This is a genomic window from Streptomyces eurythermus (assembly GCF_014649115.1).
Classification (GTDB): Bacteria; Actinomycetota; Actinomycetes; order Streptomycetales; family Streptomycetaceae; genus Streptomyces; species Streptomyces eurythermus.
Genome location: NZ_BMSK01000026.1, coordinates 88,458 through 104,305, shown reverse-complemented (window position 1 = coordinate 104,305; position 15,848 = coordinate 88,458). Strand labels below are relative to the sequence as shown.

The 15,848-nt window shown below is 77.2% G+C and carries 1 protein-coding gene; it reads left to right on the top strand.

Annotated features, from left to right (window positions below; genetic code table 11):
* Positions 1–68 precede the first annotated feature (68 nt).
* The gene (locus IE251_RS35575) at positions 69–15,827 is read left to right on the top strand and encodes a type I polyketide synthase (RefSeq protein WP_189757075.1); all 15,759 of its coding nucleotides are present in this window, start codon (positions 69–71) and stop codon (positions 15,825–15,827) included.
* Positions 15,828–15,848: the final 21 nt, after the last annotated feature.

Genomic DNA, 15,848 nt, shown 5'->3' with positions numbered 1-15,848 from the left:
GGCGACCCTCCCACGACACCCCGGCCGCACCGCGGTCCCCCCTCTTCGCACAGGAGTGGCGACACCCGATGACCAACGACGAAAAGCTGCTCTCCTACCTCAAGCGGGTCTCCGCCGACCTGGCCCAGACCCGCCGGCGGCTGCGCGAGGTGGAGACCCAGGACCGGGAACCCATCGCCATCGTCGGGATGGGCTGCCGCTTCCCCGGCGGCGTGACCACCCCGGAGGAGTTCTGGCGGCTCGTCCACGACGGCACCGACGCCATCGGCGACTTCCCCGACGACCGGGGCTGGGACCTCGACACGCTGTACGACCCCGACCCGGACGCCCCCGGCAAGAGCTACGTCACCCGCGGCGGGTTCCTCACCGACGCGGCCGGGTTCGAGCCGGACTTCTTCGGCATCAGCCCCCGCGAGGCGCTCGCGATGGACCCCCAGCAGCGGCTGCTGCTCGAGGTGTCCTGGGAGGCCCTGGAACGCGCCCGGATCGCCCCCGACGCGGTGCACGGCGCCCGCGTCGGGGTGTTCGCCGGCACCAACGGCCAGGACTACAAGGACCTGCTGGCCCGGATGCCCGACGACAGCGAGGCCGCGCTCGGCACCGGCGTGCTGGCCGCCGTCATCTCCGGCCGCATCTCCTACACCCTCGGCCTGGAGGGCCCGGCCGTCACCATCGACACCGCCTGCTCCTCGGCGCTCGTCGCGGTGCACCTCGCCGTGCAGGCGCTGCGCAACAAGGAGTGCTCCCTCGCCCTGGCGGGCGGCGCCACCGTGATGTCCACCCCGGGCAACTTCATCGCCTTCAGCCGGCAGCGCGGGCTCGCCGCCGACGGCCGCTGCAAGTCCTTCGCGGACACCGCCGACGGCACCGGCTGGAGCGAGGGCGCCGGCATGCTGGTGCTGGAACGGCTCTCCGACGCCCGCCGCAACGGTCACGAGGTACTGGCCGTGGTCCGCGGCTCCGCCGTCAACCAGGACGGCGCCTCCAACGGCCTGACCGCCCCCAACGGCCCGTCCCAGCAGCGCGTCATCCGTGCCGCCCTGGCCTCCGCCGACCTCGGCCCGGCCGACGTGGACCTGCTGGAGGCGCACGGCACCGGCACCACCCTCGGCGACCCCATCGAGGCCCAGGCACTGCTCGCCACCTACGGACAGGGCCGCGAACAGCCGCTGTGGCTGGGCTCGGTGAAGTCCAACATCGGGCACACCCAGGCCGCGGCCGGCGTCGCCGGCATCATCAAGGCGGTCATGGCGATGCGGCACCGGGTCCTGCCCCGGACGCTGCACGCCGAGCAGCCCTCCACCAAGGTCGACTGGGCACAGGGCGACATCCGGCTGCTGACCGGCAACCGGCCCTGGACCGACCCCGGCCGCCCCCGCCGGGCCGCCGTGTCCTCCTTCGGCGCCAGCGGCACCAACGCGCACACCATCCTGGAGGAGGCCCCCGCCGAAGAAGCCGGGGAGGCGGGGGAGGCGGAGCCGCGTACGGCGCCGCCGCTGGTGCCCTGGGTGGTCTCCGGCCGCACCGAACGCGCCCTGCGCGAACAGGCCGCCCGGCTCGCCGCCGCCGTCGGCGAACTCGACCCGGTGGACGTGGCGCACTCCCTGGCCGCCACCCGCACCGCCCACCCGTACCGGGCCGTGGTCCTCGGCGCCGGCCGCGACGAGCTGCTGACCGCCCTGACCGGCGTGGCCGAGGGCGGCCGGGGCGCCGCCTCGGGCCGGGTCCGCAAGGGGCAGACCGCCTTCCTGTTCACCGGCCAGGGCGCCCAGCGCGCCGGCATGGGCCGCGAACTGCACGCGAGGTTCCCGGTGTTCGCCCGCGCCTTCGACGAGATCTGCGCGCTCACCGGCGACGACGACCTGCGTGACCTCGTCCTCGGCGACGACCCCGAGCCGCTGCGCCGCACCGCCCGCACCCAGACCGCGCTGTTCGCCTTCGAAGTCGCCCTGTACCGGCTGCTGGAGTCCTGGGGGCTCACCCCCGACTACCTGGCCGGGCACTCCGTCGGCGAGATCGCCGCCGCCCATGTGGCGGGCGTCCTGGACCTGAGGGACGCGACCACGCTGGTGGCCGCGCGCGGCCGGCTCATGCAGGCGCTGCCCGAGGGCGGCGCGATGATCGCCGTACGCGCCACCGAGGAGGAGATCCGCCCGCTGCTCACCGGCCGGGTCGGCATCGCCGCCGTCAACGGCCCCCGCTCCGTGGTGATCTCCGGCGACGCCGCCGAGGCCGAGGCGGTGGCCGCCCGCTTCGGCAAGAGCCGCCGGCTGACGGTCTCGCACGCCTTCCACTCGCCCCTGATGGAACCGATGCTGGACGGCTTCCGGACGGTCGCCGAGTCCCTGACCTACCACCGGGCCACCCTCCCCGTCGTCTCCAACGTCACCGGCGCGCTCGCCACCCAGGACATCGCCTCCCCCGACTACTGGGTACGGCACGTGCGCGAGGCGGTCCGCTTCCACGACGGCATCCGCGCCCTCGCCGCCGAGGGCGTCACCCGCTACCTCGAGGTCGGCCCGGACGCCGTGCTCACCGCCATGGCCCGCGACTGCCTGACCGTCGACGAGACCGACACCGACGCCGGCACCGACACCCGTACGGACACCCAGCCCGGCGCCGACGCCGTCCTGGCCGCCGCCTCCCGCCGCGACCGCGACGAGACCGAGACCCTGCTCACCGCCGTCGCCCGGCTGTACACCGGCGGCGCCGCAGTGGACTGGACCGCGCTGTTCACCGGCGCCCGCACCGTCGACCTGCCCACCACCGTCTTCCAGCGCGAACGCTTCTGGCCCGAGACCACCGCCACCGCCGGCGACGTCGGCTCCATCGGACTCGACTCCGCCGACCACCCGCTGCTCGGCGCCGCCACCGTCCTCGCCGACACCGACGGCGCCGTGCTCACCGGCCGGCTGTCGGCGCGCACCCACCCCTGGCTCGCCGACCACGTCGTCGCCGGCCGGATCGTCGTCCCCGGCACCGCCATGGTCGAGCTCGCCGTCCGCGCCGGCGACCAGGTCGGCTGCGCCCACCTCGACGAACTCGCCCTGGAGACCCCGCTGGTGCTGCCCCCGGACGACGGGGTACGGGTCCAGGTCGCCGTCGGCGCGCCCGACACCACCGGCGCCCGCACGGTGCACGTGTACGCCCGCGCCGAGAGCCAGCCCGCCGACGCCCCGTGGACCGCGCACGCCTCCGGCCTCCTCACCGCCGGCCCCGCCGCTCCGGGCGCCCGCCTGGACGACTGGCCCCCCGAGGACGCCGAAGCGCTCGACACCGGCGGCCTGTACGAGCGGCACGCCGCCGCCGGACTGGAGTACGGGCCCGTCTTCCGGGCGCTGACGGCCGCCTGGCGGCGCGACGGGGAAGTCTTCGCCGAGGTACGGCTGCCCGAGCGGCCCGCCGCCGACGCGCCCCGCTTCGGCCTGCACCCGGCCGCGTTCGACGCCGCCCTGCACTCCCTCGCCCTGCTCGGCGACGGATCCGCCGACGACACCGCCCGGCTGCCGTTCGCGTTCGCGGGCGTCACCCTGCACGCCACCGGCGCCTCGGTGCTGCGCGCCCGGCTCACGCCCGCCGGCGACCACGCCTTCGCCGTCGACCTGGCCGACGCCGACGGCGCCCCCGTCGCCACGGTCGCCTCGCTGACCTCCCGCCCGCTCACCAGCCTCGCCGGTCACGACCCCGCCGCCGACGCCCTGTTCACCCTCGACTGGCAGCCGCTGCCCCTGGACACCGACGCCCCCGACCCCGGCCACCGGGTGCTGCACAGCGCCCCCGGGTCCACCCCCGACGCCGTCCGCCAGGCCCTGCGCACCGCACTCGCCGCCCTCCAGGACGACGACCCCCGCCCGCTCGCCGTGGTCACCCGGGGCGCGGTGAGCACCGCCGGCGAGGACGTGCCCGACCTGGCCGGCGCCGCCGTATGGGGCCTGGTGCGGTCCGCGCAGTCCGAGCACCCCGACCGGTTCACCCTGCTCGACCTCGAACCCGGCGCGGACGCCGCCACCGTCCTGCCCGGCGCCCTCGCCACCGGCGAACCCCAGCTCGCCGTGCGCGCGGGCACCGCCCGCGCCGCCCGTCTGACCCGCGCCGAACTCCCCGCCGACGCACCCGGCCTCACCTTCGATCCCGAGGGCACCGTCCTGCTGACCGGTGCCACCGGCGGCCTCGGCCGGGTCCTCGCCCGCCATCTGGTCACCGCGCACGGCGTACGGCACCTCGCCCTGCTCAGCCGCTCCGGCACCGCCGACGACCTGATCGCCGAACTGGCCGCCCTCGGCGCCACCGCGACCGCCCACGCCTGCGACGTCGCCGACCGGGACCGGCTCGCCGCCGTCCTGGCCGGCCTGCCCGCCGACCGCCCCCTCACCGCGGTCGTGCACGCCGCCGGCGTCCTGGACGACGGCGTGGTCTTTGCCCTCACCCCCGAACGCCTCGACACCGTCCTCGCACCGAAGGCCCTCGGCGCCCTCCACCTCCACGAACTGACCGGCGAGCACGTCCCGTTGGTGCTGTTCTCCTCCGTCGCCGGCACCGTCGGCGCCCCCGGCCAGGGCAACTACGCCGCCGCCAACGCCCTCCTGGACGCCCTCGCCGCGCACCGCCACGCCCACGGCGCCCCCGCCCTGTCGCTGGCCTGGGGCCCCTGGGCACCGGCCGGCGGCATGACCGGCACCCTCGACGAGGCCGACCGGGCCCGGATGACCCGCGGCGGCATGACCGCCCTGTCCGCCGGGGAAGGCACCGCGCTGTTCGACCGCGCCCTGCGCGCGGGCCGCCCCGCCCTGGCACCGGTACGGCTCTCCCTGCCCGCGCTGCGCGCCCAGGGCCCCGGCCTCGCGCCCGTCTTCCGCGCCCTCGCGGGCCGCCCGGTGCGCCGGGAGGCCGCCGCCGAGGGCACCGGCGCCGGCCTCGCCGAGCGGCTGGCCGCCCTGGGCGCCGAGGAGCGCGCCGAGGCGCTGCTGCACACGGTCCGCGCCCATGTCGCCGCCGTCCTCGGGCACGCCGACCCGGGCGGGGTGGAGACCGACCGGGCCTTCAAGGACCTCGGCTTCGACTCGCTCGCCGCCATCGAACTGCGCAACTCCCTCTCCGCCGAACTGGGCCGGCGGCTGAGCGCCACCCTGGTCTTCGACCACCCCTCGCCGGACGCGCTCGCCACCCACCTCGGCACCCTGGTCGGCGACGCCCCGGCCGCGGCCCGCGGCGGCCGGCGCACCCGCACGGCCCGCGCCGGCGAACCGCTGGCGATCGTCGGCCTGGCCTGCCGCTACCCGGGCGACGTACGCACCCCCCAGGACCTGTGGCGCCTCGTCGCCGACGGCACCGACGCCATCACCCCCTTCCCCGCCGACCGCGGCTGGGACGTGGACCGGATCGTCGACCCCACCCGGAGCCGCCCCGACACCTCCTACGTCGGCGAGGGCGGCTTCCTGCACGACGCGGGCGACTTCGACGCCGCGTTCTTCGGCATCAGCCCCAAGGAGGCCCTCGTCATGGACCCCCAGCAGCGGCTGCTGCTGGAGACGTCCTGGGAGGCGCTGGAGAGCGCCGGCATCGACCCGCACACCCTCAAGGGCAGCCGCACCGGCGTGTTCGCCGGCGTCCAGTACCACGACTACTTCGGCAGCTTCGGCTCCGGCAGCATCATCTCCGGCCGCGTCGCCTACACCCTGGGCCTGGAGGGCCCCTCCCTGTCCGTCGACACCGCCTGCTCCTCGTCCCTGGTGGCGCTGCACCTGGCCGCCCAGTCGCTCCGGCAGGGGGAGTCCAGCCTGGCGCTGGTCGGCGGTGTCGCCGTCATGGCCACCCCGGAGACGTTCATCGAGTTCAGCCGGCAGGGCGCGCTCGCCCCCGACGCCCGTACCCGCGCCTTCGCCGACGCGGCGGGCGGCACGGTGTGGGGCGAGGGCGTCGGCGTCCTCGTCGTGGAACGCCTCTCCGACGCCCGCCGCAACGGCCACGAGGTACTGGCCCTGGTCCGCGGCACCGCCGTCAATCAGGACGGCGCCTCCAACGGCCTCACCGCCCCCAACGGCCCCGCCCAGGAACGTGTCATCCGCGAGGCCCTCGACAACGCCCGCCTCGCCACCGCCGACGTCGACGTGGTCGAGGCGCACGGTACGGGGACGACGCTGGGTGATCCGATCGAGGCGCAGGCGTTGCTGGCCACCTACGGCCAGGACCGGGAGCAGCCGTTGTGGCTGGGCTCGGTGAAGTCGAACATCGGGCACACGCAGGCCGCCGCCGGCGTCGCCGGAGTCATCAAGATGGTCATGGCGATGCGCCACGGCGTCCTGCCCAGGACCCTGCATGTGGACAAGCCGTCGACGAAGGTCGACTGGGACGCCGGGAACGTACGGCTGCTCACCGAGGAACGGCAGTGGCCCGCCACCGGCCGCGCCCGCCGGGCCGGGGTGTCCTCCTTCGGCATCAGCGGCACCAACGCCCACGTCATCCTCGAACAGGCCCCGCCCGCCCCCGCCGAGCCCGCACCCACCGCACCCGACGGCCTCGCCGTGCCGTGGCTGCTCACCGCCAGGACACCCGCCGCGCTCGCCGGACAGGCCGCCGCCCTCCTCGGCCACCTCGACACCCACCCCGGCCTCGACCCGTCCGACATCGGCTGGTCGCTCGCCACCACCCGCGCCCGCTTCCCCCACCGCGCCTCGATCACCGGCGCCGACCCGGCCGCACTGCGCGGCGCGCTGGCCGCGCTGGCCGACGGCACCACCGCCCGCACCCTCGTCCAGGGCACCGCCCCCGGCCGCGCCCGCCCCGTGTTCGTCTTCCCCGGCCAGGGCTCCCAATGGTCCGGCATGGCCACCGAACTCCTCGAACAGTCACCGGTGTTCGCCGCCCGCATGGCCGAGTGCGCCGCCGCCCTGGCCCCCTGGACCGACTGGGACTTCGCCACCGAGCTGCGCGGCACCCTGGACCGGGTGGACGTCGTCCAGCCGCTGCTGTGGGCCGTGATGGTGTCCCTCGCGCACACCTGGAGCGCCTACGGCGTCACCCCGGCCGCGGTCATCGGCCACTCCCAGGGCGAGATCGCCGCCGCCTGCGCGACCGGCGCGCTGTCCCTCGCCGACGGCGCCCGTGTCGTCGCCCTGCGCTCCCAGGCCATCGCCGAGCTGCTGTCCGGCACCGGCGGCATGATGTCGGTCGGCGAAGGCGCCGACGCGGTCCGCGCCCGGCTCGCCGCCTTCGACGGCCGGCTGTCGGTCGCCGCCGTCAACGGCGCCGCCTCCACCGTGGTCTCCGGCGACGCCGGAGCCCTCGACGAACTCCTCGCCCTGCTGCGCGCCGAGAAGGTCCGCGCCAAGCGCCTGCCCGTGGACTACGCCTCGCACAGCGCCCACGTCGAGACCCTGCGCGCCCGCCTCGCCGAGGTCCTCGACGGCATCGAGCCGCGCGCCACCGGGGTGCCGTTCTACTCCACCGTCACCGGCGGCCCCCTCGACACCACCGCCCTCGGCGCCGAGTACTGGTACACCAACCTGCGCGGAACCGTGCTGTTCGAACAGGCGGTACGGGCCGCCGTCGCCGCCGGACACCAGCTGTTCATCGAGGCCAGCCCGCACCCGGTGCTCACCGTCGGCATCCAGGAGACCGACGACGCCGTGGCCGCCGTCGGCTCCCTGCGCCGCGACGAGGGCGGCCGGGACCGGCTGCTGACCGCGCTGGGCGAGGCGTTCACCCACGGCGCCGCCGTCGACTGGGCCGCCGTCGCCGAGGGCCGCCGGCCCCGCCGGGTGCCGCTGCCCGGCTACGCCTTCCAGCGCGAACGGTACTGGCTCGACAGCACCGCCGGCGGCGCCGACGTCACCTCCGCCGGCCTCGCCCCCACCGACCACGCCCTGCTCGGCGCCGCGATGGTCCGCGCCGACACCGAGGGCGCCGTGCTCACCGGCCGGCTGTCCGCGGCCACCCAGCCCTGGCTGGCGGACCACCGGGTGGGCGGCCGGCTGCTCTTCCCCGGCACCGGACACCTGGAACTCGCGCTGCGCGCCGGCGACCAGGTCGGCTGCGGGGACCTCGCCGAACTCACCCTGCACGCGCCGCTCGTCCTGCCCGACCACGGCGCCGTCCAGCTCCAGGTCACCGTCGGCCCGCCCGAGGGGGACACCCGTCCGGTCACCATCTGGTCGCGCCCGGAGAGCCCGGACGGGGAACTGCCGTGGACCCGGCACGCGGACGGACTGCTCGCTCCCACCGGCACCCTGCCCGTCCCCGCCGACCCGCTCACCGACTGGCCGCCCCGGGACGCCGAACCCGTCCCGCTCGACGGCCTGTACGACGACCTGGCCGGCCTCGGCCTCGGCTACGGGCCGCTGTTCCAGGGCCTGCGCGCCGCCTGGCGCACCGCCGACGGCCTGTACGCGGAGGTCGCCACCGACGCGACACCCGACGGGTTCGCCCTGCACCCGGCGCTCTCGGACGCCGCGCTGCACACCGTCGGCCTCACCGACGCGGCCGGCGAGGAGGCCCTGCTGCCGTTCGCCTGGTCCGGGGTACGGCTGCACGCCACCGGGGCGACCGCGCTGCGCGTCCGCGTCCGGCCCACGGGAGAGGGCACCGTCGCCCTCACGCTCGCAGACCCCACGGGCGCCCCCGTCGCCACCGTCGACGCCCTCACCCTGCGGCCCCTGCGCGCCGAGGCGCTGGCCGCCGCGGCCCGAACGCCCCGCGCGGGCGCGCTGTACCGGGTCGAGTGGGTCCCGGCCCCGCCGGTCACGGCGGCCGCCGGCCCGGTGGAGGTGGTGCGGGCCCCGGCCGGGGTGAGCGCCGCCGAGACCCGGGCGGCCGTCGGCGCGGTCCTGGACGGGCTGCGGGCCGGGCTGGCCGACGACCGCCTCGCCGATGTGCCCCTCGTCGTCGTCACCGGCACCGATCCGGCGGGCGCGGCCGCCGCCGGCCTGGTCCGCTCGGCCCAGTCGGAGAACCCCGGCCGGATCGTCCTGGTCGAGTCCGACACGCCTCCGGCCGCCGAACTCCTTCCCGAGGCGGTGGCCCTCGGTGAACCCCACGTGGCGTTCCGGGACGGCGCCTGGAAACTGCCGCGCCTGATCCGCGTCCCCACGGAAGCCCCGGCCGCCGGCGGATCGGAGACGGCCGCCGCCGGGCCCGTACGAGCTGCCGCCGGGATTCCGGCCGCCGACGGGACGTCTGTGGTTCCGGCCGTCGACGGGTCGCCCGCGGTTCCGGCCGCCGGGTCCGCCTCGGCCGCCGAGGGTTCCGCCGAGAACGCCGGCGCTTTTTCCCCGGCTTCCGCCGGGCCCGTACCGGCCGCCGGAACAGCCGGCCCGGCCGAGACGGACCCCGCCCCAGTGCAGGTCTCCGGCAAGGCCGCCGCGCCGGACGCCGGTGAGACCGCTGCCGCCACCCCCGCCCCGCCCGAAGAAGAGACTGCCCTCCCGGGCGACGGCTTCGGGGACGGTACCGTCCTGGTCACCGGTGCCACCGGTGCCCTCGGGCGGATCGTGGCCCGCCACCTGGTCGCCGAGCGGGGGGTGCGGAGTCTGCTGCTGGTGAGCCGGAGCGGCGGCGCCGAGGACCTGGTCGGTGAACTCACCGAGCTGGGCGCCGAGGTGACGAGCGTCGCCTGCGATGTCGCCGACCGCGCCGCGCTCGCCGCCGTACTGGACGCCGTACCCGCCGGCCGGCCGCTGACCGCCGTGATCCACGCGGCCGGTGTCCTCGCCGACGGGGTGCTCTCCTCGCTCACCCCGGAGCGGCTCGACACCGTGTTCCGGCCCAAGGTCGACGCCGCCTGGAACCTGCACGAACTCACCGCCGGCCTGGACCTGTCGGCGTTCGTGCTGTTCTCCTCCTCCGCCGCCACGCTCGGCTCGCCCGGCCAGGCCAACTACGCCGCCGCCAACGCCTACCTCGACGCCCTCGCCGTACACCGCAGGGCCCTCGGACTGCCCGCGCACTCCCTGGCCTGGGGACTGTGGGCGCGGGCCGGCGGGATGACCGGCACCCTCGGCGACAGCGACCTCGGCCGGATCGCCCGCGGCGGCGTCGCCCCGCTGGAGACGGAGGAGGGCGTCGCCCTGTTCGACGCCGCCGTGCGCGGCGCCGACCCCGCCGTGCTGCCGGTGCGGCTGGACCTGGCCGCGCTGCGCGCCCAGGGCGCCGACGCCGCCCCGCTGTTCCGCGCCCTGGTGCCCGTACGCAGGGCCGGCGCGGCCGGTGCGCGCGGCGCGGCCGGCGGCGCCGACGCGCTGCGCGAGAGGCTCGCCGGACTGCCGGCGGCCGAACGCGAGCCGTTCCTCACCGACCTCGTGCGCGGCCAGGTCGCCACCATCCTCGGCTACCGCTCCGGCCAGGACGTCGGCCGCACCCTGGCCTTCCGGGAACTCGGCTTCGACTCCCTGGCCGCCGTCGAACTGCGCAACCGGCTCACCACGGCGACCGGTCTGAAGCTGCCCGCCACCCTCGTCTTCGACCACCCCACACCCGCCGTCCTCGCCCGCCACCTGCTCGGCGAGCTCACCGGCACCCTCGCCCCGGCACCCGCCCGCACCGCCCCGCGCGCCGCCGCCGACGACGAGCCGATCGCCGTCGTCGGCATGGCCTGCCGCTTCCCCGGCGGCATCGCCTCCCCGGAGGACCTGTGGCGGCTGGTCGCCGAAGGCCGGGACGCCATCGGCGAGTTCCCCACCGACCGCGGCTGGGACCTCGACCGCCTCTACGACCCCACCCTGGACCGCCCCGGCACCAGCTACACCCGGCACGGCGCCTTCCTGTACGACGCGGCCGGCTTCGACCCCGCGTTCTTCGCCATGGACGACGAGGAGGCCCTGGTCACCGACCCCCAGCAGCGGCTGCTGCTGGAGACCTCCTGGGAGGCGCTGGAGCGCGCCTCCATCGACCCCGCGACCCTGCGCGGCTCCGACACCGGTGTGTTCGCGGGCGTCATGTACCACGACTACTTCGGCAGCTACGGCTCCGGCAGCGTGGTCTCCGGCCGGGTCGCCTACACCCTCGGCCTGGAGGGGCCCACCCTCAGCGTCGACACCGCCTGCTCCTCCTCGCTGGTCGCGCTGCACCTGGCCGCGCAGGCGCTGCGGCAGGGCGACTGCTCGCTGGCGCTGGCCGGGGGAGTGACCGTCATGGCCACCCCGGGCACCTTCGTGGAGTTCAGCCGCCACCGGGGCCTGTCCCGGGACGGCCGCTGCAGGCCGTTCGCGGACGCCGCCGACGGCACCGGCTTCGGCGAGGGCGCCGGCGTACTGCTGCTGGAGCGGCTGTCCGACGCCCGCCGCAACGGGCGCCGTGTCCTCGCGGTGCTGCGCGGCACCGCCGTCAACCAGGACGGCGCCTCCAACGGCATCAGCGCCCCCAACGGGCCCGCGCAGCAGCGCGTCATCCGCCGCGCCCTCGAAGCGGCCGGTGTCGCCGCCGCCCAGGTCGACGTGGTCGAGGCGCACGGCACCGGCACCACCCTCGGCGACCCCATCGAGGCCCAGGCGCTGATCGCCACCTACGGCAGCGAACACACCGACGACCGCCCGCTGTGGCTCGGCTCGGTCAAGTCCAACCTGGGCCACACCCAGGCCGCCGCCGGAGTCGCCGGCGTCATCAAGATGATCGAGGCGCTGCGCCACGAGACGCTGCCCGCCAGTCTCGGCGTGGACCGGCCCACCCGGCACGTGGAGTGGGAGGGCGGCAACGTCCGGCTGCTCACCGAGAACCGCCCCTGGCCGGACCCGGGCCGCCCGCGCCGCGCGGGCGTCTCCTCCTTCGGCATCTCCGGCACCAACGCCCACGTCATCATCGAGGCCGCGCCCGCCGGGGCACCCGCCGAAGAGGCCGCCAAAGAGCCCGCCGCCCCGGCCGGCGGCACCGTGCCGTGGCTGCTGTCCGGGCACACCCCCGACGCCCTGCGCGCCCAGGCCGCCCGGCTGCTGGACCACCTGTCCGCCGCCCCGGACACCGACCCGCACCGGCTCGCCGGAGCGCTCGCCCACGCCCGGACCCGGCTCGGCCACCGGGCCGCCGTCCTCGGCCGCACCCGGGACGAACTGACCGCCGGACTGAGGGCCGTGGCCGAGGGCCGCACGCCCCCGTCCGGGGCGCTCGGCACCGCCGCCGACGGCCGGCTCGCCTTCCTCTTCTCCGGCCAGGGCTCACAGCTGCCCGGCATGGGCACCCGCCTCGCGGCGGCCTTCCCCGCCTTCGCCACCGCCTTCGACGAGGTCCGCGCCCACCTCGACCCGCTGCTGGACCGCCCCCTCGCCGAGGTGCTGGACTCCGCCGAGCTGCTGGAGCGCACCGAGTACACCCAGCCCGCGCTGTTCGCCGTGGAAGTGGCCCTGTACCGGCTGCTGGAGTCCTTCGGCGTACGGCCCGACCTGCTCGCCGGGCACTCCGTCGGCGAGTTCGCCGCCGCCCACGCCGCCGGCGTGCTCGGCCTGGCGGACGCCTGCGCGCTCGTCGCCGCCCGGGGCCGCCTGATGCAGGCCCTGCCCGAGGGCGGCGCGATGATCGCCGTACGCGCCACCGAGGAGGAGGTCGTGCCGCTGCTCGGCGACGGCGTCGGCATCGCCGCCGTCAACGGGCCCGCGTCCCTCGTCGTCTCCGGTCCCGCCGGACCGGCCCGCGCGCTGGCCGCCCGCTTCGACCGCACCAGGGAACTCGCCGTCAGCCACGCCTTCCACTCGGCCCTGATGGAGCCCATGCTGGCCGAGTTCGGCGAGATCGCCGCCACCGTGTCGTACGGGACCGCGCGCATCCCGATCGTGTCCACCCTCACCGGCGCCCCGGCCGCCCCCGACGAGCTGTCCCGCCCCGAGTACTGGGTGCGGCACGCCCGCGAGGCCGTCCGCTTCGCCGACGCCGTCACCGCCCTGCACGACGCCGGAGTACGGCACTTCGCCGAGGTCGGCCCCGGCGGCGCGCTGACCGCCGCGGCCGGCGAGTGCCTGCCCGACCAGGTCACCGTCGTACCGCTGCTGCGCAAGGACCGCGAGGAGACCGACGCGCTGCTCGCCGGGCTCGCCGCGCTGCACGTGCGCGGCACGGCCGTCGACTGGACGGGCCTGCTGCCCCACCGCGACGGCTTCGACCTGCCCACCTACGCCTTCCAGCGCGCCCGCTACTGGATGACCGGCGACCCGGGCCCGGCGCGCCCGGCCGACGGGCACCCGCTGCTCGGCACCGCCGTCGAACTCGCCGGCACCGACGGCGTCCTGTACACCGGGCACCTGTCCCTGGCCGGACAGCCGTGGCTGGCCGGCCACCGCGTGGGCGGGGCGGCGCTGCTGCCGGGCACCGCCTTCGTGGAGATGGCCCTGGCCGCCGGGGCCCGCGCCGGCTGCCCCGCGGTGGAGGAGCTGACCCTCACCGAACCGCTGCTCCTGCCCGAGGACGGCGCCGTCCGCCTCCAGTGCACGGTCGGCGCACCCGACGCCACCGGCGCCCGCGCCTTCCGGGTGTACGCCGCCCACGGCGACGGCGATCCCTGGACCACCCACGCCACCGGTGTGCTGCGGCCCGCCGGGGAACCGTCCGCACCCGGCACGGCCGCCTGGCCGCCGCCCGGCGCCGAACCGGTCGGTCTGGACGGCGTCTACGAGCGGCTGGCCGAGCTGGGCGCCGAGTACGGGCCCGGCTTCCAGGGCCTGAAGGCGGCCTGGCGGCACGGCGAGGAGGTCTGCGCCGAGGTCGCCGTCCCCGGCGGCACCGAGGGGTTCGCCCTGCACCCGGCGCTGTCCGACGCCGCGCTGCACGCCATCGCGCTGCGCGCCGGGACCGAGGAGCGCATGACGCTGCCGTTCGCTTGGAGCGGCGTGGAGCTGTACGCGCCGGGCGCTACCGCCCTGCGGGTGCGGATCGCCCCGGCCGGCGCGGGCGCGGTACGCGTCGAGGCCGCCGATGCCGCCGGGCGGCCGGTGCTGCGGGTGGCGTCGCTGGCGCTGCGGGCGGTGGACCCGGAGCGGATCGCGGCGGCCGCCGCGGGCGGCCACGACGACCTGTTCGCCCCGGACTGGGTGCCCGTCGCCGTGCCCGCGGCCCCGCAGGCCGGGCGGTGGACCGTCTGCGGCCCCGGCCGCGGGGACCTGGCCGCCGCCCTGGCGGGCGAGGTCGCCGAGGTCACCGTCGCCGCCGATCCGGCCGAGGCCGCCGCCCACGGCCCCGACACCCTGGTCCTCGTCCACCCCGGCGGCGCGGACCCGGACGCGGTCCGGGCCGGCCTGCGCCACCTGCTCACCCAGGTGCGCGACTGGCTGGCCGACCCCCGGTCCGCCGACTCCACCCTGGTGGTGGCGACGCACGGGGCGACCGGCCCCGGGGACGTCACCGATCCCGGTGCCGGGGGCGCGTGGGGCCTGATCCGCTCCGCCCAGTCCGAGCACCCCGGCCGCCTCGTCCTCGCCGACCTGGACGGCACCGAGGCATCCCGCCGGCTGCTGCCCGCCGCCGTCGCCTCCGGCGAACCCCAGCTCGCCCTGCGCGACGGCGCGGTGCACGTCCCCCGGCTGGTGCGCGCCCCGCGCCTGTCCGAGTCCGCCCCGGCGGACTTCTCCGGCGGCGTCCTGGTCACCGGCGGCACCGGCGCCCTGGGCCGGCTGGTCGCCCGGCACCTGGTCACCGCGCACGGCGCCGACCGGCTGGTGCTGCTCAGCCGGAGCGGGCCCGAGGCACCCGGCGCGGCCGGGCTGCACCGGGAACTGACCGCGCTCGGCGCCGAGGTGACGTTCGTCGCCTGCGACGCCGCCGACCGCGCCGCCCTCGCCCGGATCCTCGACGAGCACCCGGTCACCGCGGTCGTACACACCGCGGGTGTCCTCGCCGACGCCGTGCTGACCTCACTCACCCCCGAACGGCTGGACACGGTGCTGCGGCCCAAGCTGGACGCCGCCTGGCACCTGCACGAACTGACCCGCGAACGGCCCCTGACGGCGTTCGTGCTGTTCTCCTCCGCCGCCGGTCTGCTCGGCAGCCCCGGCCAGTCCGGCTACGCCGCCGGCAACGCCTTCCTCGACGCCCTCGCCGCCCACCGCAGGGCGCTCGGCCTGCCCGCCGTCTCGCTCGCCTGGGGCGCCTGGGCGGGCAGCGGCGGCATGGCCGACCGGCTCACCGGCACCGACGCCCGGCGCGTCGCCGCCGGCGGGGTGCTCGCCCTGGACGCGGAGACCGGGCTCACCCTGTTCGACACGGCGACCGGCCGCCCGGAACCGGTGCTGCTGCCGGCCCGCCTGGACCTCGCCCCGCGCGACCCCGCCCGCGTCGCCCCGCTGCTGCGCACCCTGGTGCGGGCGCCGCGCGCGGCCGGCCCGGCCGCGCCGGCCGCCGCGACGGCACTGCGCCGCGAACTGGCCGGCCTCGCGCCCGAGGACCGCGCCGAACGGCTGCTCCGGCTGGTCCGGGACGAGGCCCGTACGGTCCTCGGCACCGAGGAGGTGGAGGACGGACTGCCCTTCAAGGACCTGGGGTTCGACTCGCTGACCGCCGTGGAGTTCCGCAACCGGCTCAACGAGGCCACCGGCCTCAGGCTGACCGCCACCCTCGTCTTCGACCACCCCACCCCGGCCGCGCTCGCCGCCCACCTGGGCGCCGAACTGGCCCCGGCCGCCCAGGACGGCCCGCGCGCCGAGGACGACACCGTACGGGCCGCGCTCGCCGCGATCCCGGTGGCCCGGCTGCGCGAGGCCGGTCTGCTGGACGGCCTGCTCGAACTGGCCGGACTGCGGCCCGCGCCGCACCCGGACGGCGACGGCCAGGCCGGCCCCGCCCCGATCGACGCCATGGACGCCGAGAGCCTGATCAGCATGGCGCTCGACGGCCTCGGCGGGGACGACGACGCCCTGTGACGACGCCCGCGACAAGGAAGA